Genomic DNA, 22,540 nt, shown 5'->3' with positions numbered 1-22,540 from the left:
GTCAGTCGATGAGGTCGTGTCGCACGATCACGGCGTCGCGCGCGGCGCCGACGCCGATGACCGAGATCCGCGTGCCGCTCATCGCCTCGAGCGCGAGCACGTAGTCCTGGGCCTCCAGCGGCAGGTCCTCGAAGGTGCGCGCACCGGAGATGTCGGCCTTCCAGCCGGGGAAGTACTCCAGGATCGGCTTCGCGTGGTGGAAGTCGCTCTGGTTGACGGGCACCTCGTCGAAGCGCTGCCCGTCGACGTCGTAGGCGACGCACACCGGGATCTCGTCGAGCCCGGTGAGGATGTCGAGCTTGGTCAGCACGAGATCGGTGATGCCGTTCACGCGCGTCGCATACCGGGTGATCGGGGCGTCGTACCAGCCGACGCGGCGCGGGCGACCGGTCGTCGTGCCGAACTCGAACCCGCGCGTGCGCAGCCACTCGCCCTGGTCGTCGAACAGCTCCGTCGGGAAGGGACCCGAGCCGACGCGCGTCGTGTAGGCCTTGACGATCCCGACGATCCGGTCGAGGCGGTTCGGTCCCACGCCCGAGCCGGTCGCCGCGCCGCCGGCGGTGGCAGACGACGACGTCACGAACGGGTAGGTGCCGTGGTCGACGTCGAGCATGGTGGCCTGGCCGCCCTCGAAGACGACGACGTCGCCGGCGTCGAGGGCCTCGTGCAGCAGCAGGCCGGTGTCGCACACCATCGGACGCAGCCGGTCGGCGTACGACAGGAGGTCCTCGACGATCTCGTCGACGCTGATCGCGCGGCGATTGAAGACCTTCACGAGCAGGTGGTTCTTCTGGTCGAGGGCGCCCTCGACCTTCTGGCGCAGGATGTTCTCGTCGAAGAGGTCCTGGATGCGGATGCCGACGCGGTTGATCTTGTCGGCGTAGCTCGGGCCGATGCCGCGGCCGGTGGTGCCGATCATCCGCTTGCCGAGGAAGCGCTCGGTCACCTTGTCGAGGGTGCGGTGGTACTGGGTGATGACGTGCGCGTTGGCGCTCACCTTGAGTCGCGAGATGTCGACCCCGCGGGCCGCGAGCGCGGACAGCTCGGCGAAGAGCACTTCGAGGTCGATGACCACGCCGTTGCCGATCACCGCGTTCACCCCCGGGGAGAGGATGCCGGAGGGCAGCAGGTGCAGGGCGTACTTCTCGTCGCCGATGACGACGGTGTGCCCGGCGTTGTTGCCGCCGTTGAACTTGACGACCCAGTCGGTCCGCTCACCGAGGAGGTCGGTGGCCTTGCCCTTGCCCTCGTCCCCCCACTGGACTCCGACGATGACGATGCCTGGCATGGATGCTCCCCCGTGGATGGACGGTGAGTCCCCATTCTATCGAGTGCTCCCCGATACGCCCCGACACCCAGTAGCCTCCCTTCATGCGCTCCCCGGCATTCACGACGACGTGGTCGATCCTGCGGCTCGTGATGGGCCTCGTCATCGTCGCCGCCGTGGTCACCCAGCTGGTGGCATCGGTCGCCACGACGGTCGAGCTGGGCCGCGATCTCGGCACCGTGATCGCCAACTTCTTCAGCTTCTTCACGATCCTCTCCAACGTGCTCGCGGCGTCGGTGCTGCTGTGGGCGGGGATCGACGCGCGACGGCGCGACCGGACGGCCGTCGAGAGCCCGGCCCTCGCGACGGCTCTGGCGTGCGCCACCACGGCGATGATCATCACCGGGATCGTCTACAACCTGCTCCTGCGCGGCATCACCCTGCCGCAGGGGAGCGAGCCCGTGCCCTGGTCGAACGAGGTGCTGCACCTGATCGGCCCGCTGTTCCTGCTCCTCGACCTGCTGTTCGGCCCGCGTCGGCGCGATCTGCCGTGGCGGTCGGTGCTCGTGGTGCTGGCCTTCCCGCTCGTATGGGTGACGTACACGCTCCTGCGCGGGCCGCTCGTGACCAACCCGGCGACGGGCGACCCGTGGTGGTACCCGTATCCGTTCCTCAACCCCAACAACCCCGGCGGGTGGCCGTCCGTGCTCGTGTACATCGCGGGCATCTCGATCGCGTTCGTCGCGGTCGGCGCGTTCACCGTCTGGATCGGCCGGCGGCGCGCCGCTGCGGCGGAGCCGGTCACAGTCACCTCCTGACGCACGGGCGCACCCGCGTCCAGCGGCGACGACACAGGGCGTAACAGCGATTCGCCGATGGCGCCGGTGCCCCGCAAGACTCGGAGCACGCGTCGACGCTCCACCGGGCGCGCCCCCCAGCAGAGAGGCCTGCCCGCGTGATTGCGCTCGAACACGTGTCCAAGCGATACGGCGGTGTCGCCGCGGTCGACGACGTGTCGCTGACGATCCCGACCGGAGAGATCTTCGGCATCGTCGGCCAGAGCGGGGCGGGCAAGAGCACCCTCGCGCGCCTCGTGAACCTCATCGAGCGTCCGGATGCCGGCACGGTCACCGTCGACGGCGCCGAGCTCACCGCCCTGGGCGAGGGCGAGCTGCGCGCCGCCCGCCGCCGGATCGGCATGGTCTTCCAGCGCTTCAACCTGCTCGGGAGCCGCACCGTGCGCGGAAACGTCGAGCTCGCCCTGGAGCTCGACGGCACGCCGCGCGCCGAGCGCCGCGAGCGCGCGCTCGAGATGCTCGACCTCGTCGGCCTCAGCCACCGCGCCGACGCCTCGGTCCACGAGCTGTCCGGCGGTCAGCAGCAGCGCGTCGGGATCGCCCGCGCGCTGGCGGCGCGTCCGCGCGTGCTCCTGTCCGACGAGGCGACGAGCGCGCTCGACCCCGAGACGACGGCATCCATCCTCGAGCTGTACCGCCGCATCAACGCCGAGCTCGGCCTCACCGTGCTGCTGATCACGCACGAGATGGACGTCGTCAAGGCGGTGTGCGACTCGGCGGCGCTCGTCGAGGCCGGCCGCGTCGTGGAGAGCGGACGCCTCGTCGATCTCATCCGCACCCCGGGGTCCCGGCTCACCGCGCAGCTGTTCCCGCTGGGTCCCATCCCCGACTCGGTCCCCGCCGAGGCGACGGTCATCGACATCACCTTCGCCGGCGGGACCGCCGACCGCCCCGTCATCGCGCAGCTCGCCCGGGACCACGGCCTGGACGTGTCGATCCTCGGTGCGCTGATCGAGCGCATCGGCGGCACGCAGGCGGGACGCACGAGGCTGGAGGTGCCGGGCGCGGCGGCCTCCGCCGTCGTCGCCGACCTCCGCGGTCAGGGCCTGCTCGTCGAGGTCCTGCGGACGGGGGCGGCGGCATGAACGATCAGCTGTTCTCCGTGCTCCTGGTCGCCACGGGCCAGACCCTCTACATGGTCGGGTTCGCGCTGCTGGCGACCGTCATCGTCGGCCTGCCGCTCGGGGTCGTCCTCGTCGGCACGGAGCAGGGCCGGTTCCTCGAGGCGCCGTTCGGGTCGAGGCGGCTCGGGATCGTGATCAACAGGCTGCTCGACTTCATCGTGAACCTCGGCCGGTCTGTGCCGTTCATCATCCTCATGGTCGCGCTGATCCCGTTCACGCGGGTCGTGGTGGGCACCTTCATCGGGCCGACGGCGGCCATCGTCCCGCTCTCGGTGGTGGCGATCCCGTTCTTCGCGCGCATGGTCGAGATCGCGATCAAGGAGGTCGATCCGGGGCTGCTCGAGGTGGCGTCCTCTCTCGGCGCCAATCGCTGGCAGCTCGTGACGAAGGTGCTGCTGCCCGAGGCCGCGCCGCCGATGCTGCTGGGCCTGTCGACCACGGTCACCTCGATCATCAACTTCTCGGCCATGGTCGGCACCGTCGCCGGCGGGGGCCTCGGCGACGTCGCCATCCGCTACGGCTACCAGCAGTACAGCTGGATCCACATCGTCTCGGTCATCGTGATCATCTTCGCGATCGTCATGATCCTGCAGTCGCTCGCCACCTGGGGCGCCCGCCGCCTCGCCCGGCGCACGCCCCGTTCCACCACGCCCGCCGCGACCGCGGCATTCTGAGAGGACCCGACATGACCCGCACACTCCCCCTGCTCGCCGCGGCCGCCGCCGTGGCCGTCCTGCTGACCGGCTGCGCCGGCGGCACCACCGGCACCGCACCCGAGGCGGAAGGCGACGACCTCGGCACCCTCAAGGTCGGGGCGCTCCAGACGCCCGCCGGCGACATCCTGAAGCACGTCGCCGAGAACGGGGCGGCCGAGCTCGGCCTGACGATCGAGTTCGTCCCCTTCACCGACTACAACACGCCCAACACGGCGCTCGCCGACGGATCGATCGACGCCAACCTGTTCCAGAACGCCACGTTCCTGGAGAACTTCAACACCAACGCGGGCGCCGACCTGGTCAGCGTCGGCGAGGCGTACCTCCCGACCGCCGCGTTCTACTCGACGAAGATCTCGAGCCTCGACGAGCTCGAGGACGGCGCGTCGATCGCCATCCCCAACGATCCGACGAACGAGGGCCGCGCCCTGAAGATGCTCGCCGCCGAGGGGCTCATCGAGGCCGCCGACGACGTCGTGGACCTTTCGGGGATCATCGCGAATCCGCGCGGCTTCCAGTTCCAGGAGATCGAGAACGCCACGCTGCCGCAGGCGCTGCCCGATGTCGACACCGCGTTCGTCACCATCAGCTTCGCGCTGCCCGCGGGCCTGACCGCCGAGCAGGCGATCCTCATCGAGGGCTCGGACAGCGACTACTACAACGTGCTCGCGACGCGTCCCGAGCTCGCGGACGACCCCCGCATCACCGCGCTGTACGACCTGCTCACCTCGCAGGAGACCGCCGACTACGAGCAGGAGACCTGGGGCGGCCTCGTCGTCCCCGTGACCGACTGAAGCGCGTCGGTGCCGCCGTCACGCGGCCGATCGCGCCGCGGCGGCCTCAGTAGACTTGAGCGCATGTCGAAGGTCCTTCAGTCCCTGCCCGTCGGCGAGCGCGTCGGCATCGCCTTCTCGGGAGGCCTCGACACGTCCGTCGCGGTCGCCTGGATGCGCGACAAGGGCGCGGTGCCCTTCACCTACACCGGCGACCTCGGCCAGTACGACGAGGACGACATCGCGTCGATCCCCGGTCGTGCGCTCCAGTACGGCGCCGAGGCGTCGCGCCTGATCGACTGCAAGCCGCTGCTGGTCGAAGAGGGTCTCGTCGCGCTCGCGTGCGGGGCGTTCCACATCCGCTCCGGCGGCCGCACCTACTTCAACACGACGCCGATCGGCCGCGCCGTCACGGGCACCCTCCTCGTGCGCGCGATGAAGGAGGACGGCGTCGACATCTGGGGCGACGGCTCCACCTACAAGGGCAACGACATCGAGCGGTTCTACCGCTACGGCCTGCTCGCCAACCCCGCCCTGCGCATCTACAAGCCGTGGCTGGACGCCGACTTCGTCACCGAGCTCGGCGGACGCAAGGAGATGAGCGAGTGGCTCGTCGCCCACGACTTCCCGTACCGCGACTCGGTCGAGAAGGCCTACTCCACCGACGCGAACATCTGGGGCGCGACCCACGAGGCGAAGACGCTCGAGCACCTCGACGTGTCGCTCGAGATCGTCGACCCGATCATGGGCGTGCGCTTCTGGGATCCGGCGGTCGAGATCGAGACCGAGGACGTGTCCGTGACCTTCGAGGCGGGCCGCCCGGTGGCCATCAACGGCGTCGAGTTCGCGGATGCCGTGGCGCTCGTCCAGGAGGCGAACGCGATCGGCGGCCGTCACGGCCTCGGGATGAGCGACCAGATCGAGAACCGCATCATCGAGGCGAAGTCGCGCGGCATCTACGAGGCGCCGGGCATGGCGCTGCTGTTCATCGCCTACGAGCGCCTGGTCAACGGCATCCTCAACGAGGACACCCTCGCCACCTACCACGAGCAGGGTCGCCGCCTCGGTCGCCTCATGTACGAGGGCCGCTGGCTCGAGCCGCAGTCGTTCATGCTGCGCGAGTCGATCCAGCGCTGGGTCGGCTCCGCCGTGACCGGCACCGTGACCCTGCGGCTGCGGCGCGGCGAGGATTACACGATCCTCGACACCACGAGCCCCAACCTGTCGTACTCTCCCGAGAAGCTGTCGATGGAGCGGGTCGGCGACGCGGCCTTCGGCCCGGTGGACCGCATCGGACAGCTGACGATGCGCAACCTCGACATCGCCGACTCGCGCGCCCGGCTCGAGCAGTACGCCGGTCTCGGACTCATCGGCGGCGCGACCGCCGAACTCGTCGGCGAGCTCGCGACCGGGGGCTCGGCCGAGATCACCGGACACGCGCTCCCCTTCGACGTGAAGCGCGAGGAGCTCGCCGAGGCGGTCGACGAGGCCTCCGAGTCGGCGTCGTTCGACTTCGGCGCCGACTGACCGCCGCCCCGTTCGCCACCGCCGTACCAGCCGCCCGGTCGTTGAGCGAGCGCCTCCCCGGTCGTTGAGCGAGCGCAGCGAGACGAAACGCCGTCAGTCGCCGGAGGTGCGGCGGTGACGGGCGCTCCAGCCGCGCACGGCGTCCACTCCACCCTCCGCGAAGGCGACGCGCTTGGCGTGACTCCATCCCTGCAGCCGCTTCTCCCATGCGAACGCCTCCTCGACGCGGGCGCACTCGCTCGACCAGAAGAGCTCGACCGGTCGTCGTCGCCTCGTGTACGCGGCACCCTCGCCGGCCTGGTGCTGTGCCAGCCGCCGCGCGAGGTCGCGCGTGCTCCCCACATAGAGCGTTGCGTCGGAGCAGAGCAGCATGTAGACGTGAGGCATCGGATGAGCGTACGGATGCGGTGAGGCATCCGCTCCGTCCCTCCACAGCCGTTTCGTCTCGGGCGCTGCGCGCCCTCGCTCAACGACCGAGACCGTCACCCCCGGTCGTCGAGCGAGCGCAGCGAGACGAAACGCCCCCGCCAGCCTCCCGGCCGTTGAGCGAGCGCAGCGAGACGAAACGCCTCCGGCCCGCTGGGAGTTCGCCCAGATAACTTGCACACCGCTGTGCACGTTCGTACGCTGGAGGCATGAGCACGACCGCGCCGGCGCGTCGCCCGAGGAGGGATGCCGCGGCCAACCGGGCGGGCATCCTCTCGGCGGCGGCCACCACCATCGCCCACGACCCGCACGCGTCGATCGACACGATCGCGCGCGCCGCCGGGCTCTCCCGCCGCGCCCTCTACGGTCACTTCGACGACCGCGATGCGCTGCTCCACGAGCTCATCATGGCCGGCGCCCCGCGGTTCAACGCGATCGCCGCCACCGTCGACGAGTCCGACCCGGCCCCGGTCGCGCTGGCCCGCCTGACCTCCCGGCTGTGGACCGAGGCCGCGCACGTGCAGGTCGCGGCGGCGATCGCCCTCGACGAGACCCACGTGGAGAGCACCGCCGCCGCCCTGGCGCCGCTGCGCCGCACGGTCGCCGCGGTCGTACGACGCGGACAGGACGACGGGACGATCCGCACCGATCTGACCGCCGCCACCGTTGCCCGCCTCGTGGAGGAGACGGCACGCACCGTCGTCACGCGCCTCGACGCCTCCTCCCCCGAAGCCGGGACTCTGGCCGTGCGCGCCGTCCTCTCGATCGCCGGGCTCTCGTGGCGTGAGGCGGATGCCGTGCTCTCTTCCCTTCCGCCCTCCCCTCAGGAGCCCTGATGCTCGTCGCTCTCGCCGACGTCTCGAAGGGTCGGCGCGGTCTCGCGCTGCCTTCGACGTCGCTCGTCTACCGCTCCGGTCGCGCCACGCTCGCCATCGCCGAGACGGAGCAGCGTCCCACCGTGCTGGGCCTCATCGCCACCGGCCGGATGCGCCCCGACACCGGAACAGTCACGCTCGACGGCGTCTCGCGCCCTCGTGACCTCCGCCGCCGCGCCGCCCTCGTCGACGCCCCCGATGTCAGCGAGCCCGCCCCGAACATCGCCCTCGCCGGTGTCGTCGCCGAGGAGCTGATGTTCGCCGGGCTGCCCGCCGACCCGATCGCCGCCCGCCGCTGGCTCGACGAGCACGGCCTGCGCCACCTCTCGCGCGTGCCGATCGCCGACGTCGAGCCCGTGGACCGCCTCCGCGTGCTGCTCGAGCTCGCGGCACGGCGACCCGGCGTCGAGGCGCTCGTCCTCGTCTCCCCGGACCGCCACGGCGCCGAGCCGTCGCAGTGGTGGCCGCTGGCGGAGGAGTTCGCGGACCGCGGCCTCGCCGTCCTCGTGATCGCCGGGCGCACCGCGGCCGCCGTGGTCGCCGAGACGGTCGGCGGCACCGAGCGGCGTCGTCGTCCGCGCGCGAGCGCCGTCCGGATCCGCGGCCGCCGCGGGCAGGTCGCGGGTCACCTCGCGGGAGGCGCCCGATGAAGATCCCCGCCCTCCTGTCCGCCGAGCTCCGCCGCCTCACCGCGACCCGGATGTCGGTCATCGCGCTCATCGCGCTCATGCTCGTCCCCGTCCTCTACGGCGGCCTCTACCTGTGGGCGAACCAGGACCCGTACGGGAAGTTCGCCGACGTGCCGGTGGCGCTCGTCGACCTCGACGAGGGCGTCCCGGCGTCGGGCGATCAGGACGCCGCCGACTACGGTGCGCGCGTGGCCGATCAGCTGCTCGACGGCCAGGCGTTCGACTGGCGCCTCCTCGGCGCCGACGCCGCAGCCCAGGCGCTCCGGGACGGCGAGGTGGACTTCACGGTGACCCTCCCCGCGGACTTCTCCGAAGCGCTCACGAGCGCGGCCGGCGAGCATCCCCATCAGGCCTCGCTGGTGCTCGCGACCAATGACGCCAACAACTACCTGGCGTCGTCGATCGGCACGCAGGCCGTCGAGAAGATCCGCCGCTCCGTCGCCGAGCTGGTGGCCGAGGAGGCGGCCGGCCGCCTGCTCGACGGCGTCGCCGACATCCGCGCGCAGCTGGTCACCGCCACCGACGGCGCCACCAGGCTGGCGGCGGGAGCGACCGACGCGGCCTCGGGCGCGACACGGCTCGCGGAGGGAACCGCCTCGCTGTCGAAGGGAGCCGGACGTCTCGCCGACGGGGCGGCCGACCTCTCGGACGGCGCGGACACGCTCGCGGACGGGTCGGCGCAGGTCGCCGGCGGCGCGGCGCGCGTCGCCGCGGGAGCGCAGCAGGTCGCCGACGGCACCGCCACGCTCGCGGGGTACGCGGACCGGGCGGGAGACGCCGTCGCGCACGCGGCCGCGCTGCTCCCGGACGCCCGGGCCGACATCGCCCGCGTGCTCGCGGACCACGGCCTGTCGGATGCCGAGGTCGCCGCCGTGCTCGCCGAGCTCGACCCTGTCGGCGACGCGCTCGCCTCGGGCGCCGACCGGGTCGCCGACGCCGTCGGGCGGGTGGACCGCCTCGCCGCAGGGGCCGCGACGGTGTCAGACGGCGCCGACCAGGTCGCCGCCGGTGCTGCCCGCGTCTCCGACGGCGCGAGGACGCTCTCGGCCGGAGCAGGACGGCTGGCGTCGGGCTCGGCCGACCTCGCCGCCGGCGCCACGCGGGTCGACGATGGGGCGGATTCCCTCCGGGCGGGACTCACCACCCTGCGAGGCGGCGCGGCAGAGCTCCGCGAGGGACTCTCCGACGGGGTCGCGGCGATCCCCGACAGCTCCGCCGCGCTGCGGGCGGCGCAGGCCGAGACGATCGCCGATCCGGTCGCGGTCGACACGAGCACCACCGCGCACGCCTCGGACTACGGCGCGGGCCTGGCGCCCTTCTTCGCGGCCCTCGCGGCATGGATCGGCATCTACGCGCTCTTCCTCATCGTGAAGCCCGTCTCGCGCCGGGCCGTCACGGCACTGCGGTCGCCGATCCGGGTCACGATCGCCGGCTGGCTCACCCCCGCGCTCCTCGGCGCCGTGGGCATGGTCGTGCTCTTCGGTGTGCTGTCGATCGCCCTGGGGTTCGGCTTCGCGCACCCGCTCGGGACCCTCGGCATCCTCATCCTCGCCTCGTTCACCTACGCGACGATCATCCTGGCGCTGAACGTCTGGCTCGGCTCGGTCGGCCAGTTCGTCGGGCTCGTGCTGATGGTCCTGCAGCTCGTGACCGCCGGCGGCACCTTCCCGTGGCAGACCCTGCCGGCCCCGCTCGCCGCGCTGCACCACGTGCTCCCGATGGGCTATGTCGTGGACGCCATGCGCCAGCTGATGTACGGCGGCGCGATCGACCGGGTCGCCGGCGACGTCGGCGTGCTCCTCCTCTGGATGGGAGCGGCTCTCGCCGTCGCTGCGATCGGCGTCACGCGCATGACGCACCGCCGCACGCTCCGCGACCTGCAGCCGAGCCTCATCGGCTGAGTTCGACGTCTGATCCGGCAGGCGAAAGCCCCGTGACACCGAGTCTCACCCTCCGGGTACGATGCCAGAGACGGCCGCGCCGCTGGGGCGTGCGGCCGGGTCGCGACCCGAAGCGACGAAGCCGATGCCCCGGAGGAGCTCTCGACGCCGATGTCCGACGCCTCACACGCGCTTGCACCCACCGATCCGACGGCGTCCGCGCCCCCCGCGCCGCGGCGGCGGATCGGCCGCCTCATCGGACGATGGGCCTTCGGCGTGGTGGCGGGGATCACCGTCCTCGCCCTGATCGCGGCCGGCATCGTGCTGTGGCACGTGCAGCGCTCGTTCCCGCAGCTGGAGGGCGAGATCGCGCTGCCCGGCCTGGAGGCCGAGGTGACGGTGCTGCGCGACGACCTCGGCGTCCCCACGATCGTCGCCGACACGTCGGAGGACCTGTTCTTCGCGCAGGGCTTCGTCCACGCACAGGACCGCTTCTGGGAGATGGACTTCCGCCGCCACGTGACCGCGGGCCGGCTCTCGGAGCTGTTCGGCGCTTCGCAGCTGGGCACCGACCGCTTCCTGCGCACCCTCGGCTGGCACGAGATCGCCGCGCAGGAGGTCGACGCGCTGGACGATCGCGAGCGCGGCTACTACGACGCGTACGCGGCCGGGGTGAACGCCTATATCGCCGACCACCAGGGCAGCGCCGCCTCACTCGAGTACGCGGTGCTGGGCCTGCAGAACCCCGACTACGAGATCGAGCCGTGGACGGCGGTCGACTCGGTCGCCTGGCTGAAGGCGATGGCCTGGGACCTCCGCGGCAACATCGAGGACGAGACCGCCCGCGCGCTCCTGGCCCAGACCCACACGCCCGAGCAGATCGCCGAGCTGTATCCCGGCTACCCGTACGACACCAACCCGGTCATCGTGCCCGTCATCACCGGACCGCCCGCCGGCGGCGGCAACGAGGAGCCCGACGCCGACACGGCCTCGCTCCGCGTCGACTGGACCGAGGTCGGCGACGTCGTCGAGGCGGCGAGCGCGCTGCTCGGCGGCACCGGCGAGGGGATCGGCTCGAACTCGTGGGTGGTGTCGGGAGCACTGACCGAGAGCGGCATGCCGCTGCTGTCCAACGATCCCCACCTCGGCGCGTCGATGCCGAGCGTCTGGCACCAGATCGGGCTGCGCTGCCGCGTCGTCACCGAGGACTGCGCCTTCGACGTGGCCGGATTCGGCTTCTCGGGGATGCCCGGCGTGATCATCGGCCACAACGCCGAGGTGGCGTGGGGCTTCACGAACCTGACCACCGATGTGACCGACCTCTACCTCGAGAGGATCGAGGGCGACCAGTACTGGCGCGACGGGGAGCTCGTGCCGCTGGAGGTGCGCACCGAGACGATCGAGGTCGCCGGGGGCGCTTCGGAGGAGCTCGAGATCCGCTCGACGGTGCACGGCCCGATCGTCTCGGGACTCACCGGCGACTTCACCGCGATCGCGGACGACCCCTACACGGGCGAGACGGACGCCGTCACCGCTCCGTCGGACGCCCCCGGCACCGGCGAGTACGCCGTGTCGCTGCAGTGGACGGCGCTCGAGCCGGGCACCACCGCCCAGGCGATCTTCGCGCTCAACACCGCGGCCGACATTGAGGACTTCCGCACCGCCGCGTCGCTCTTCGACGTGCCGGCGCAGAACCTCGTCTACGCGGACGTGCGCGGCAACATCGGCTACCAGACGCCCGGCCGGCTGCCGATCCGCGGCGCCGGCGACGGCTCGATGCCGCAGCCGGGCTGGGACTCCGCGTACGACTGGCGCGGCTTCATCCCGTTCGAGGAGCTGCCGATGTCCTACAACCCCGAGAGCGGCTACATCGTCACGGCCAACAACGCCATCGTCGACGAGGACTACCCCTACTTCCTCACGAACGACTGGGACTACGGCTGGCGCGCCGCACGCATCGTCCACCTGATCGAGCGGGCGGCGGCGAGCGCGAAGCTCACCGCCGACGACATGACCGCGATCCAGGCCGACGACGAGTTCTGGATCGGCAAGCGGATCACGGCCGCGCTGGCCGGCGTCGAGGTCGACGGAGCGGGCGCGCAGGCGGCCGTCGCGCTGCTGGAGCAGTGGGACGCGCAGAACGCCGCCGACAGTGCCGCGGCCGCGTACGCCAACGTCCTGTGGGACGAGCTCGCGCAGAACCTGTTCTCGCGGCGGGAGGCTCCGGCATCCCTCGCCGGTCAGGGCCGGCTGTTCCTCGTCGTCGACCGGCTGCTGGATGACCCGGACTCCTCGTGGTGGGTCAACGCCGACATCGGCGTCTCGGGTCAGCGCGAGATGCTCGCCCGCAGCGCGGAGGATGCGTACGACCGGCTCGTCGAGCTGCAGGGCGACAACCCGGCGCGCTGGAACTGGGGCTCGCTCCACGCGCTCACCCTCACCAACGAGTCCTTCGGCGAGAGCGGCATCGCCCCGATCGAGGCGCTGTTCAACCGCGGCCCGTTCCCGGTGGGCGGCGGGGCGTCGGTGGTGGACGCCACGGGCTGGGCGCTCGGCGACGGGTTCGCGACCTCGACGGTGCCCTCGATGCGGATGACGGTCGACCTCGCCGACCTCGACGCATCGCGGTGGAACCACCTGACCGGGGCCAGCGGCCACGCCTTCCACCCGAACTACGCCGACCAGTTCGAGGCGTGGCAGCAGAAGCGGCAGACGCCGTGGCCGTTCTCGCGCGACGCCGTGGAATCCGCCGCCACCCACATCCTGACCCTCACCCCCTGAGGCGCCACCCCCCCGGCTGGCGCCGAGCCGACACGCTCCGCGCGAGCCGACACGTTGCGAGCGCGCAGAAGCGTGTCGGCTCGCACGCGACGTGTCGGCTCGGCGGAATGAGCGCGAGCGGGGGCGCGCGGGGGGCGGGGGGCCATGGCGAGGGTCAGCCGCCGGCGGCGGGAGGGGTGCGCTTGTCGTCGGCGAGCTCGTCGACCACCAGTGAGCGCTCGTCGATCGTGCCGTTGCGGTACGCCTGGCGACCCACCATGTGCGCCGACAGCGGCGCGGTGGCCAGCTGGATGAGCATGATGGGCACGAGGAAGGCCGTCACCGCCCACGACTCCAGTGCCAGCGCGATCGCGATGCAGATGAGGAGGAGTCCCAGGACCTGGGGCTTCGTCGCCGCGTGCAGGCGGGTGGGCACGTCGCGGAACCGCAGCAGGCCGATGGCCGCGGTCAGGCAGAGCAGCGCGCCGATGAGGATCAGCACCAGCACGGCGATCTCGCGCACCTCGTTCATCGCGTCACCCCGTCGCGCCGGGCCACGAAGCGGGCGATCGAGATCGATCCGAACACGCCCACCGCGGCGACGATCAGCAGCAGCGGCAGGGTGCGGGTGTGGTGGTTCAGCGCCATCTCGGCCCCGAGCACGCACATGATGAGCGTCAGCAGCACATCGGATGCGACGGCGCGGTCGAGGATCGAGGGTCCGACGATGATCCGCCACACCGTCAGCAGGGCCGAGACGGCGAAGACGATGTAGACGACGGCCAGCAGCACGCTCATCCGGCGAACCTCCTCTCGCCCACGCGGGAGTCCAGCGCCTGCCGCATGGCCTCCACCTGGGCGCGCGAGCCGACGGCGCGGACGATCCGCTCCTCCCAGTGCTGCACGGACCGCCGCTGCGCCTCGACCTGCGAGGCATCGCGCACGCCGATCACGTGCAGGTAGAGGATGCGGCGGTCGCGGTCGATGTCGACGATCAGGGAGCCCGGGATGAGGGATGCCGTGACGCCGACGTGCGTCATGATCAGGTCGTCGTCGGTGACCAGCGGCACCGCGATGATCGCGGTGCCCGGCTGACGCCGCAGGTCGAGCACCTGCCACGCGACGGTCAGCGACCCGCGCACGAGCGAGAGCACGAACTCGAGCCCGAACACGAGTCCCCACCAGAGGTTCACGCGGCCCGACAGCTCCACCGGCGGCAGGCGGAACACGCGTGTCACGACGACCGCGACCGCCAGGCCCGTGAGGAAGGACAGCACCGTGAACTGCCCCCACAGGAGCATCCACAGCGCGATCAGCCAGATGAAGAACGGCAGCTGGCGCCAGACGGTGACGGCCACGGCCTTCGGGGTAAGCGACTGCGGGGTCATGGCGCCTCCTCCGCGATCTCGACGAGGATCACCGGATCCTGCAGCGCCTCCCCGATGCTCGCGCACAGCTGGTAGAGCGGCCCGGCGAAGACGGTCAGGGCGACGGTGACGGCGACCATGCCGGCGGTGGCCAGGGTCATGATGCGCGGGATGACGCGCCGCTCGGTCGTGGTCGTCGCCGCGGGCGCTCCGCCGAGGTACGAGATGCGGTCGGGGGCGTCGCCCTCGTCGCCCTGCTCCTCGTCCTCCCGCCAGAACGACAGGTTCCACGCGCGCATGAGGGCGTAGAGCGTGAGGAGCGAGGTGACGATGCCCCCGACGATCAGCGCGTACATGAGCGGCGTGCCGACCTGCGCGGCGGCGTCGAACAGTGCGAACTTGCCGATGAAGCCCGAGAACGGCGGGAGGCCGCCGAGGTTGATCGCGGGGATGAAGTAGAGCACCGCGATCACGGGCGCGGCGCGCATGAGTCCCTTGACCTTGAGGATCGACGTCGATCCGGCGCGGCGCTCGACCAGTCCCACGGCCAGGAACAGGGTCGTCTGCACCACGATGTGGTGGATCATGTAGTAGATCGTGGCGCCAAGGGCCGCCGGGGTCGCCACCGCGAGCCCGAACACCATGTAGCCGATGTGGCTGACGAGGGTGAACGACAGGATGCGTTTGAGCTCCGCCTGCGCGACGGCGCCGAGCACGCCGACGATCATGGTCGCGAGCGCCACGATCAGCAGCAGCGTGTTGACGTCGTTGTCGCGGAAGATCTGCGTCTCGGTGCGGATCATCGCGTAGACGCCGACCTTGGTCAGCAGGCCCGCGAAGACCGCCGTGACCGGCGCGGGCGCCGTCGGGTACGAGTCGGGCAGCCAGAACGACAGCGGGAAGACCGCGGCCTTGATGCTGAAGGCCAGCAGCAGCATGAGGTGGAGCACGAGCTGCACGTCCTGCGGCAGCTCCGACATCCGCTCGGCCAGCTGCGCCATGTTGACGGTGCCGAGCGCGCCGTAGATCGCGGCGATGGCCGCGAGGAAGAGGATCGAGGACACGAGCGAGACGACGATGTAGACCACGCCGGTGCGGATGCGCGACTCCGTGGAGCCGAGCGTGATCAGCACGTACGAGGCGACCAGCAGGATCTCGAAGCCGACGTAGAGGTTGAAGAGGTCTCCGGCGATGAACGCGTTGAAGATGCCGCCCGCGAGGATGAGGTACGACGGGTGGAAGATCGTGACGGGCGTCTCGTCGTCGCCGTCGGCCGCTCCCTGCCCGACCGAGAAGAGCAGGACGGCGAGCAGGACGATGCTGGAGACGACGACGAGCAGCGCCGACAGCCGGTCCACGTAGAGGACGATGCCGAACGGGATCGGCCAGCCGCCGACCGACACGGCGATCGCCTTGCCCGACGAGTCCACCGCGTACAGCAGCACGGCGGCGATCGCGAGGACCAGCGTCAGGGTGATCGTCGAGACGCCGACCTGCACCTTGCGCTGGCGTCCGAAGATGAGCGCGATCGCCGCGCCCAGCAGGGGCAGCGCCACCAGCAGCGGGACGAGGGCGCTCATCGGTCGTCTCCGCTCGTCGGGTTCCGCGGCGAATCGGTCGGTGCGTCGTCGCGGATGGCGTCGAGGTCGCGGTGGTGCAGCACGACGATCGGGGCCGTGTCGGTGCCGATGAAGTCTGTGGTCGCGTCGTCGTCCTCGTCGGTGATCTCGTCGCCCATCGTGTCCTGGTCCTCGGCGTCGCGTTCGCGCAGCGCCAGGTCGGCCTCGTCGTCCTCGACCGTGTCGGCCTGTCCCAGCTGCCAGGAGCGGTAGATGAGCGCGAGGAGGAACGCCGACACCGCGAAGGTGATGACGATCGCGGTGAGGGTGAGGGCCTGCGGCAGCGGGTCGCTCATCTCGTCCGGCGAGTCGGCGGCGCCGAAGAACGGGGCGACGCCCGGCTCTCCCATGACCACGAGCAGGAACAGGTTGGCCGCGTTCCCCAGCAGCAGGAAGCCGATGAGCACGCGGGTGAGGCTGCGCTCGAGCATCGCGTAGACGCCGGCGGCGAAGAGGGCGCCCATGATGACGATGAGGATGAGGGAGGCGGTCACGACACGACCACCCCCCGCTCGCGCAGCTCCTGCGCCTGGCGGTCGACCTCGCCGCCGAGGGAGCGGAGCACGTCGAGGACGAGCCCGACGACGACCAGGTAGACGCCGACGTCGAACAGTGTCGAGGTGACGAACTCGACGTGCCCCAGGACCGGGATGTCCGCCTCCCAGAACGTGCTCGTGAGGGGCGCCGCGCCGAACAGCAGCGGCACGACGGCGCACGCGACGGCGAGCGTCATCCCCGCCCCGAGCAGGCGTCCGGCATCCGTCGGCGCGGCAGCGCCCAGCTCGTAGCGGCCGCCCGCGACGTAGCGCATGACGAGCGCCATCCCGGCCACCAGACCGCCGGCGAAGCCGCCGCCGGGCAGGTTGTGCCCGGCGAACAGCAGGTAGATCGAGACGACGATGATCGTGTGGAAGAGGATCCGGACGATCACCTCGAGCATGATCGCCCGGTTCTCGGGACGCACGCGCTGTCCGCCGACGAGCCAGGCCTGACGGGTGCTCCCCGGCGCCGAGGCCCGCGGGCGCGGTCCGTCGACCGTCTCGATGAGGGGACGGCGGGTGCGGGTGGCCCCCGTCGGCAGCGACGAGATGGTGCGCGAGAGCAGATCGGAGCGGTGGGTGACGAAGACGAGGGAGGCCACGCCGGTCGCCGCGAGGATCAGCACCGACAGCTCGCCCATCGTGTCCCAGCCGCGCAGGTCGACGAGCGCGACGTTCACGACGTTCTTGCCGTGCCCGAGCTCGTAGGCGAGCTCCGGAAAGCGCTGCGAGATCGGCTCGGCCACGCGCGCGCCGGTCGCGACGATCGCGATGAGCGCCATGGTCGCGCCGACCGCGACGGCGATGACCGCGCGGGCGACCGGCAGCACCGACGCGTTGTGCTCGCCCAGCCGCGCGGGAATGCGGCGCAGCACCAGGGCGAACGCGACCAGGGTCACCGTCTCGACGAGGATCTGGGTGAGAGCGAGGTCGGGCGCGCCACTGGTGGCGAACAGCAGGACCATGCCGAGGCCCGTGACCGACACGAGCACGACGCCGGTGTAGCGCTTGCGCGCCCGCACCGCGACGAAGCCGGCGAGGATCATGATCGGCGCCACGACGAGCTGCATCGGCGTCTGCCACGCCTCGAGGCTGATCTGCCAGGAGGGGCTCGCGAGCAGCGCCGTGCCCTCGGCCGCCACGAAGACGACGAAGATCGTGCCGACGTACACCGGCAGCGAGCCGCGCTGCGTGAAGGTCGTGGTCCACACCGCGACCTTCGCGATGCCGCGCAGCACGGCGTTGTAGCCGTCGGCGGCGGTGAAGGGGAGCACGCGCGAGTGCCACTGCGTGCGCTGCACGAGCCAGAAGAGGGCGGCGCCGGCGGCGATGGAGCCGAGCGACAGGAACAGGGCCGGCTCGAGCCCGTGCCAGAGGGCGAGGTGGTACGGATACGCGTCGCCCGCCTCGGGCATGGTGTCGGCGTAGCCGGCCAGCGCGGCGTCGAGCAACGGCGAGGCGATGCCGGCGACCACCGTGAGTCCGCTCAGCAGCACCGGCGCCGCCAGGAAGCCGAGCGGCGGATCGGGCCAGGGCGTGGCGGGCATCCGATCGCCGGCGGCGTCCTTCTTCGTCCAGAAGGCTCCCCAGACGAAGCGGATGCCGTAGGCGGTGGTCAGCACGGAGCCGAGCACGATGCCGATGAGCGGGGCCAGGGCCAGCGGGGCGGCGCCGCCTTCCAGGAGCGCGGTGAGCGTGGCCTCCTTCGCGACGAACCCGACCGTCGGGGCGACGCCGACCATCGAGGCCACGGCGATGATCGAGAACGCCGCGAGCGTCGGGGCCTGGCGGCCGACCCCCGACAGCTCGCCGACGTCTCGGGTGTTGAGCTGACGGTCGATGACGCCGACGACGAGGAAGAGCGAGGACTTGAACAGCGCATGGCCGACGAGGAGGGCGAGGCCGGCCAGCGCCGTGTTGCGCTCGCCGTAGCCGAGGACCACGGTGAGCATGCCGAGCTGGCTCACCGTCCCGAAGGCGAGCACGCGCTTGAGGTCCGATTCGCGCAATGCCTGGATGCCTCCGAGGAGCATCGTGAACAGGCCGAGCGAGAGGATGATCGGCCGCCACGGCTCACTGTCGGCGAACGCCGGCGCCAGGCGGGCGATGAGGTAGATGCCCGCCTTCACCATCGCGGCCGCGTGCAGGTAGGCGCTCACGGGCGTGGGCGCCGCCATCGCGCCGGGCAGCCAGAAGTGGAAGGGGAAGATCGCGGACTTGCTGAGCGCGCCCACCAGCAGGCACACGATCGCGATGTTCAGGAGCAGGCCCTGATCGGCGCCGTGGGCCACGCCGACCGGCGGCGCCGCCGACAGGATCTCGGTGAGACTCGTGGTGCCGTAGAGGACGACGACCATCACCGCGCCGACGAACATCACGAGCCCGCCGAGCGTCGTCACCAGCAGCGCCTGCAGAGCGGCACGGCGGCTCGCGCCGCGCGCGTGGTAGAAGCCGATCAGCAGGTACGACAGGACGCTCGTGACCTCCCACAGCATGACGAGCACGATGAGGTCGTCGGTGAGCACGAGGCCGTACATGGCCCCGGCGAAGGCGAGGAGGACGGCCGAGAAGAGCCCGACGCCGTCCTTCTTGCCGTCGAAGTACCAGCGGCAGTAGACCATCACGAGCGCGCCGACGCCGGTGACGATGAGCGTCATGATCCACCCGAGGGTGTCCATCTTCATGGACAGATCGATGCCCAGCGACGGGATCCACGCGAACGACTCGAACGGCGCCTCGCCCGCGAAGACGGCCGGCGCCTGCAGGACGGCATGGGCGAACGCGGCGATCGGCACGACCGCGGCGACGAAGAACGCCCTCGACCCGATCCGCCCCACCAGCCACGGCAGCGCCAGCGGTATCACCGCGAACGCAGCCAGGAGCACGAGCAATCTGGCCTCCAGACGGGTTCGCGGGGGTCGGACGTCCAGTCTACCGGGGCGAGACCCCGCGGGACTCCGGCACCGGACCGGTGGTGTTGCCCGCGCGGAAGACGCTCGTGAAGGTCACGGACGCGGGCTGCTCGCCGAGGAGCATGGCGACCACCGCCGCGCCGGCCGCGCGTCCCTTCTCGACGGCGGGCTGGACCATCGTGGTGAGCTCGTACGGGGCGAGGCCGTCGACGGGCACGCCGTCGAAGCCCGCGACGCTCACGTCCCCCGGCACGGACAGCCCCGCCTCCTCGGCGGCGCGGATGACGCCGGCCGCCAGCAGGTCGCTCTGCGCGAGCACGGCGGTGGGGCGCCCGGCGGCGAACACCTGGCGTCCGACGCGCAGGCCCTCGTCGATCGAGCTGGCCAGGGTGGCGAAGGCGGGCGCGTCGGGGAAGACGTCGCGGGCGCCGCCGAGCCGGTCGTGCGTGACGTTGAGCTCGCTCCGCAGGGTCACGATCGCCACGTCGGTGTGCCCGAGGCGGCGCACGTGCTCGGCGAGGCAGCGCTCGGCGTCGTGGTTGTCGAGCCCGATCCGCGGCACCCCCTCGCCGGCGTCGCCTTCGATCACGACGACGGGCACGCCTCGCGCACGCAGGGCCGCCACATCGGCGGCGGCCTCGGGGATGGTGCCGATCAGCACGGCGGCGTCGAGCGGGACGGTCGCCAGCGTCGCCGCGCCCGTCGCGGGGCCGGGAGCGGTGCCGGAGTCGCCTACCGGCCCGCCCGGCACCGGCCGCAGCAGGAGGAGGCTGGCATCGACCGAGGCGACGGCGTCGGCGAGGCCGTCCATGGTCGTGCGCTGCACCGGATCGGTGAACGCGATGCCGAGGGGGCCGCGCTGGAGCACGCCGACGATGCCGCTGCGTCCTCGCCGCAGCGAAGCCGCGAGCGGGTCGGGTCCGGTGTAGCCGAGGGCGGCGGCGGCGTCGAGCACGCGGGCACGCGTGGCATCCGAGACCGGCGTCTTGCCCGAGAACACGACGGACGCGGTCGACGGCGAGACGCCCGCCTCGCGGGCGACGTCGGCGATGGTGGCGCGGCGGCTGTTCATCGCCTCGATCGTAACCCGTGGGATTTCGGTCGTCGAATCGATTCGGTAGGCTGTGGCGGTGAGCAACACCCTGACGCGCGCGCAACTGGTCCACTGGCGCACCGCCATCTTCGCGATCTTCTTCGTCACGGGCCTCGGCTTCGCGTCGTGGGCCTCGCGCCTGCCCTCCGTCAAGGCCACCCTGTCGATCGACGACTTCGGGGTCGGCATCCTGCTCTTCGTGATGGGCGTCGCCTCGATCGTCGGCCTGTCGCTGGCCAACGTCATCGTCGCCCGGTGGGGCTCGCGCCGCGGGATGCTGTTCACGATCTCGACCTTCGGTGTCGGCGTGCTGATCACCGGCTTCGGGGTGCAGTTCGCCGAGTCGTACGCGATCACTGCCGTCGGGCTGTCGCTCATGGGGCTCGGCATGGCGAGCACCGACGTGATGATGAACGTCGAGGCGGCGGCGGTCGAGCAGAGCTTCGAGCGCACCCTCATGCCGATGTTCCACGCCTTCTTCAGCCTCGGTACCGTCGCCGGCGCCGGGGTCGGCGTCGCGATGGCCGCGTGGGGCGTCGGGGTCGCCTGGCACCTGTGGATCGCGGGACTGGTCGTGCTCGCGGCGGGGCTCATCGCGCTGGCGTACGTGCCGGCGCACGACGGCGCCCCCGCCGAGGATGCGCCCGAGCTCACCCGCGGCGAGCGCTTCCGCGCCATGCTCGTGGTGTGGCGCGACCCGCGCACCTACGCGATCGGCGTCATCATGCTGGGCATGGCCTTCGCCGAGGGCAGCGCCAACGACTGGCTGACCATCGCGGTCGTCGACGGCCACGACGAGACCGAGGCGACGGGCGCGATCGCGCTCACCGTCTTCTCGGTGGCGATGACCGTCTTCCGCATGCTCGGCGGCCCGCTCGTGGACCGCATCGGCCGGGTGTGGACGCTCCGCATCCTCTCCGTCGCCGCCGGCGTGGGGCTCATCCTCTTCATCCTCGCCCCGTCGACCCCGATCGCCTTCATCGGCGTCGCGCTGTGGGGCGCGGGGGCCTCGCTCGGCTTCCCGCTGGGCATGTCCGCCGCGGCCGACGACCCCGCCAAGGCCGCCGCCTCGGTGTCGGCGGCCGCGACGATCGGCTACCTCGCCTTCCTGTGCGGTCCGCCGGTGCTCGGCTGGATCAGCCACCAGATCGGCATCCTCTCCACCCTGTGGATCATCGTCGGCCTCATCGCTCTGTCGGGGCTGGCCTCCGGCGCGGCCAAGCCGATCGCCGGGTCGAAGGTGGGCGCCGGACACCACTGATCCGACGTCCTCCCCGACGCGCGGCTGACCAGGGACGCGACGCCGGAGACACGTCGCACGCGGCGGGTAGGCTCGTCGGGTGCGTCTCGTGATCGCCCGCTGCTCCGTCGACTACACCGGTCGGCTCAACGCCCATCTGCCCCTGGCGACCAGGCTTCTCGTCCACAAGGGAGACGGGTCGCTGCTCGTGCACTCCGACGGCGGCTCGTACAAGCCGCTCAACTGGATGAGTCCGCCCTGCACGCTGACCGTCGAAGAGCCGGATGCCGAATCCGCGTCGGCCGGTGTCATCGAGCACTGGCGGGTCACCCACGCCAAGACCGGCGACGCCCTGCTCGTGCGCATCTACGAGGTGATCCACGACTCCTCCCACGAGCTCGGGATCGATCCGGGCCTGCAGAAGGACGGCGTCGAGGCCGACCTGCAGCGCCTGCTCGCCGAACAGGTCGACGTGATCGGCGACGGCCTCACCCTCGTGCGGCGCGAGTTCCCGACCGCGATCGGCCCCGTCGATCTGCTGCTGCGCAATCCCGAGGGCGGCACGATCGCCGTCGAGGTCAAGCGTCGCGGCGACATCGACGGCGTCGAGCAGCTCACCCGCTACCTCGAGCTGCTGGGGCGCGATCCGCATCTGGCGCCGGTCACCGGCGTGTTCGCGGCGCAGGAGATCAAGCCGCAGGCCCGGGTGCTGGCCACCGACCGGGGCATCCGCTGCGTGACCCTCGACTACGACGGCATGAAGGGCGTCGAGTCCGGCGCACCCCGTCTGTTCTGACCTGGATCTGTTCCGGCCAGGGGCTGTTCCGACCCGCTGACCCGGCCCTCGCGGGCGGCGGTGCCGTCGGCCCGCTGGCTAGG

General features: G+C 71.6%; 20 protein-coding genes. 11 read left to right on the top strand and 9 right to left on the bottom strand.

Features of this window, described 5'->3' with window-relative positions:
* Position 1 precedes the first annotated feature (1 nt).
* Positions 2-1,288 (bottom strand): adenylosuccinate synthase, encoded by a 1,287-nt coding sequence (locus QQZ13_RS07995; protein WP_284528493.1) that lies wholly within the window; start codon positions 1,286-1,288, stop codon positions 2-4.
* Between the two features lie 83 nt (positions 1,289-1,371).
* Here QQZ13_RS07995 and QQZ13_RS07990 point away from each other — a divergent pair, with 83 nt between their 5' ends.
* The 5 genes from QQZ13_RS07990 (at position 1,372) to argG (ending at position 6,261) form a co-directional block, all read left to right on the top strand.
* Positions 1,372-2,085: a Pr6Pr family membrane protein gene (locus QQZ13_RS07990; protein WP_284528492.1), complete on the top strand. Its 714-nt coding sequence runs from the start codon at positions 1,372-1,374 to the stop codon at positions 2,083-2,085.
* A 137-nt stretch (positions 2,086-2,222) separates the two neighbouring features.
* Entirely contained in the window at positions 2,223-3,209 is a 987-nt protein-coding gene (locus QQZ13_RS07985) for a methionine ABC transporter ATP-binding protein (RefSeq protein WP_284528491.1), read from the top strand.
* The gene (locus QQZ13_RS07980) at positions 3,206-3,922 is read left to right on the top strand and encodes a methionine ABC transporter permease (protein ID WP_284528490.1); all 717 of its coding nucleotides are present in this window, start codon (positions 3,206-3,208) and stop codon (positions 3,920-3,922) included. Before QQZ13_RS07985 ends, QQZ13_RS07980 begins: the two co-directional genes overlap by 4 nt.
* 11 nt (positions 3,923-3,933) lie before the next feature.
* Positions 3,934-4,755 (top strand): MetQ/NlpA family ABC transporter substrate-binding protein, encoded by an 822-nt coding sequence (locus QQZ13_RS07975; protein WP_284528489.1) that lies wholly within the window; start codon positions 3,934-3,936, stop codon positions 4,753-4,755.
* A gap of 63 nt (positions 4,756-4,818) precedes the next feature.
* Positions 4,819-6,261 (top strand): argininosuccinate synthase, encoded by a 1,443-nt coding sequence (gene argG, locus QQZ13_RS07970; RefSeq protein ID WP_284528488.1) that lies wholly within the window; start codon positions 4,819-4,821, stop codon positions 6,259-6,261.
* Between the two features lie 93 nt (positions 6,262-6,354).
* Here argG and QQZ13_RS07965 read toward each other — a convergent pair whose 3' ends face one another.
* Positions 6,355-6,648, bottom strand: a complete 294-nt coding sequence (locus tag QQZ13_RS07965) for a GIY-YIG nuclease family protein (RefSeq protein WP_284528487.1) — start codon at positions 6,646-6,648, stop codon at positions 6,355-6,357.
* 248 nt (positions 6,649-6,896) lie between these two features.
* Between QQZ13_RS07965 and QQZ13_RS07960 the strand changes: the two genes are divergently transcribed.
* The 4 genes from QQZ13_RS07960 to QQZ13_RS07945 all read left to right on the top strand — a co-directional run bounded on the left by QQZ13_RS07960 (position 6,897) and on the right by QQZ13_RS07945 (position 12,912).
* On the top strand, positions 6,897-7,523 hold the full coding sequence (locus QQZ13_RS07960) for a TetR/AcrR family transcriptional regulator (RefSeq protein WP_284528486.1): 627 nt from the start codon (positions 6,897-6,899) through the stop codon (positions 7,521-7,523).
* Entirely contained in the window at positions 7,523-8,212 is a 690-nt protein-coding gene (locus QQZ13_RS07955) for a hypothetical protein (RefSeq protein ID WP_284528485.1), read from the top strand. Before QQZ13_RS07960 ends, QQZ13_RS07955 begins: the two co-directional genes overlap by 1 nt.
* A complete protein-coding gene (locus QQZ13_RS07950; RefSeq protein WP_284528484.1) occupies positions 8,209-10,152 on the top strand; it encodes a YhgE/Pip family protein in 1,944 nt (647 codons plus the stop codon). Before QQZ13_RS07955 ends, QQZ13_RS07950 begins: the two co-directional genes overlap by 4 nt.
* Positions 10,153-10,302: 150 nt before the next feature.
* A complete protein-coding gene (locus tag QQZ13_RS07945) occupies positions 10,303-12,912 on the top strand; it encodes a penicillin acylase family protein (protein WP_284528483.1) in 2,610 nt (869 codons plus the stop codon).
* Positions 12,913-13,066: 154 nt separating this feature from the next.
* On the opposite strand, the gene mnhG is transcribed toward QQZ13_RS07945, so the two are convergent.
* The 7 genes from mnhG to QQZ13_RS07910 are packed head-to-tail and all read right to left on the bottom strand — an operon-like array spanning position 13,067 to position 20,400.
* On the bottom strand, positions 13,067-13,423 hold the full coding sequence (gene mnhG, locus QQZ13_RS07940; protein WP_284528482.1) for a monovalent cation/H(+) antiporter subunit G: 357 nt from the start codon (positions 13,421-13,423) through the stop codon (positions 13,067-13,069).
* Entirely contained in the window at positions 13,420-13,689 is a 270-nt protein-coding gene (locus tag QQZ13_RS07935) for a monovalent cation/H+ antiporter complex subunit F (RefSeq protein ID WP_284528481.1), read from the bottom strand. The genes mnhG and QQZ13_RS07935 overlap by 4 nt, the downstream gene beginning before the upstream one ends.
* On the bottom strand, positions 13,686-14,279 hold the full coding sequence (locus tag QQZ13_RS07930) for a Na+/H+ antiporter subunit E (protein WP_284528480.1): 594 nt from the start codon (positions 14,277-14,279) through the stop codon (positions 13,686-13,688). The genes QQZ13_RS07935 and QQZ13_RS07930 overlap by 4 nt, the downstream gene beginning before the upstream one ends.
* Complete coding sequence (locus tag QQZ13_RS07925) at positions 14,276-15,838, bottom strand: Na+/H+ antiporter subunit D (RefSeq protein WP_284528479.1); 1,563 nt, start codon at positions 15,836-15,838, stop codon at positions 14,276-14,278. The genes QQZ13_RS07930 and QQZ13_RS07925 overlap by 4 nt, the downstream gene beginning before the upstream one ends.
* A complete protein-coding gene (locus tag QQZ13_RS07920) occupies positions 15,835-16,371 on the bottom strand; it encodes a Na(+)/H(+) antiporter subunit C (protein WP_284528478.1) in 537 nt (178 codons plus the stop codon). The genes QQZ13_RS07925 and QQZ13_RS07920 overlap by 4 nt, the downstream gene beginning before the upstream one ends.
* On the bottom strand, positions 16,368-19,307 hold the full coding sequence (locus tag QQZ13_RS07915) for a Na+/H+ antiporter subunit A (protein WP_284528477.1): 2,940 nt from the start codon (positions 19,305-19,307) through the stop codon (positions 16,368-16,370). Before QQZ13_RS07915 ends, QQZ13_RS07920 begins: the two co-directional genes overlap by 4 nt.
* 40 nt (positions 19,308-19,347) lie before the next feature.
* Positions 19,348-20,400 (bottom strand): LacI family DNA-binding transcriptional regulator, encoded by a 1,053-nt coding sequence (locus QQZ13_RS07910; RefSeq protein WP_284528476.1) that lies wholly within the window; start codon positions 20,398-20,400, stop codon positions 19,348-19,350.
* Between the two features lie 58 nt (positions 20,401-20,458).
* Here QQZ13_RS07910 and QQZ13_RS07905 point away from each other — a divergent pair, with 58 nt between their 5' ends.
* Positions 20,459-21,682, top strand: a complete 1,224-nt coding sequence (locus QQZ13_RS07905) for an MFS transporter (protein WP_284528475.1) — start codon at positions 20,459-20,461, stop codon at positions 21,680-21,682.
* Between the two features lie 79 nt (positions 21,683-21,761).
* Positions 21,762-22,457, top strand: a complete 696-nt coding sequence (gene nucS / locus QQZ13_RS07900) for an endonuclease NucS (protein ID WP_284528474.1) — start codon at positions 21,762-21,764, stop codon at positions 22,455-22,457.
* The last annotated feature ends 83 nt before the right edge of the window (positions 22,458-22,540 follow it).

It is taken from the genome of Microbacterium sp. T2.11-28 (genome assembly GCF_950097975.1).
GTDB lineage: Bacteria > Actinomycetota > Actinomycetes > Actinomycetales > Microbacteriaceae > Microbacterium.
The sequence above is the reverse complement of the archived record's forward strand: the minus strand, read 5'-3'. Positions and strand labels throughout refer to the sequence as shown.

Bases quoted from the DNA above. Each gene is read 5' to 3' on its own strand.
- QQZ13_RS07995 (WP_284528493.1), bottom strand. From the start codon at position 1,288: ATGCCAGGCATCGTCATCGTCGGAGTCCAGTGGGGGGACGAGGGCAAG.
- QQZ13_RS07990 (WP_284528492.1), top strand. From the start codon at position 1,372: ATGCGCTCCCCGGCATTCACGACGACGTGGTCGATCCTGCGGCTCGTG.
- QQZ13_RS07980 (WP_284528490.1), top strand. From the start codon at position 3,206: ATGAACGATCAGCTGTTCTCCGTGCTCCTGGTCGCCACGGGCCAGACC.
- QQZ13_RS07975 (WP_284528489.1), top strand. From the start codon at position 3,934: ATGACCCGCACACTCCCCCTGCTCGCCGCGGCCGCCGCCGTGGCCGTC.
- argG (WP_284528488.1), top strand. From the start codon at position 4,819: ATGTCGAAGGTCCTTCAGTCCCTGCCCGTCGGCGAGCGCGTCGGCATC.
- QQZ13_RS07965 (WP_284528487.1), bottom strand. From the start codon at position 6,648: ATGCCTCACGTCTACATGCTGCTCTGCTCCGACGCAACGCTCTATGTG.
- QQZ13_RS07960 (WP_284528486.1), top strand. From the start codon at position 6,897: ATGAGCACGACCGCGCCGGCGCGTCGCCCGAGGAGGGATGCCGCGGCC.
- QQZ13_RS07955 (WP_284528485.1), top strand. From the start codon at position 7,523: ATGCTCGTCGCTCTCGCCGACGTCTCGAAGGGTCGGCGCGGTCTCGCG.
- QQZ13_RS07950 (WP_284528484.1), top strand. From the start codon at position 8,209: ATGAAGATCCCCGCCCTCCTGTCCGCCGAGCTCCGCCGCCTCACCGCG.
- QQZ13_RS07945 (WP_284528483.1), top strand. From the start codon at position 10,303: ATGTCCGACGCCTCACACGCGCTTGCACCCACCGATCCGACGGCGTCC.
- mnhG (WP_284528482.1), bottom strand. From the start codon at position 13,423: ATGAACGAGGTGCGCGAGATCGCCGTGCTGGTGCTGATCCTCATCGGC.
- QQZ13_RS07935 (WP_284528481.1), bottom strand. From the start codon at position 13,689: ATGAGCGTGCTGCTGGCCGTCGTCTACATCGTCTTCGCCGTCTCGGCC.
- QQZ13_RS07930 (WP_284528480.1), bottom strand. From the start codon at position 14,279: ATGACCCCGCAGTCGCTTACCCCGAAGGCCGTGGCCGTCACCGTCTGG.
- QQZ13_RS07925 (WP_284528479.1), bottom strand. From the start codon at position 15,838: ATGAGCGCCCTCGTCCCGCTGCTGGTGGCGCTGCCCCTGCTGGGCGCG.
- QQZ13_RS07910 (WP_284528476.1), bottom strand. From the start codon at position 20,400: ATGAACAGCCGCCGCGCCACCATCGCCGACGTCGCCCGCGAGGCGGGC.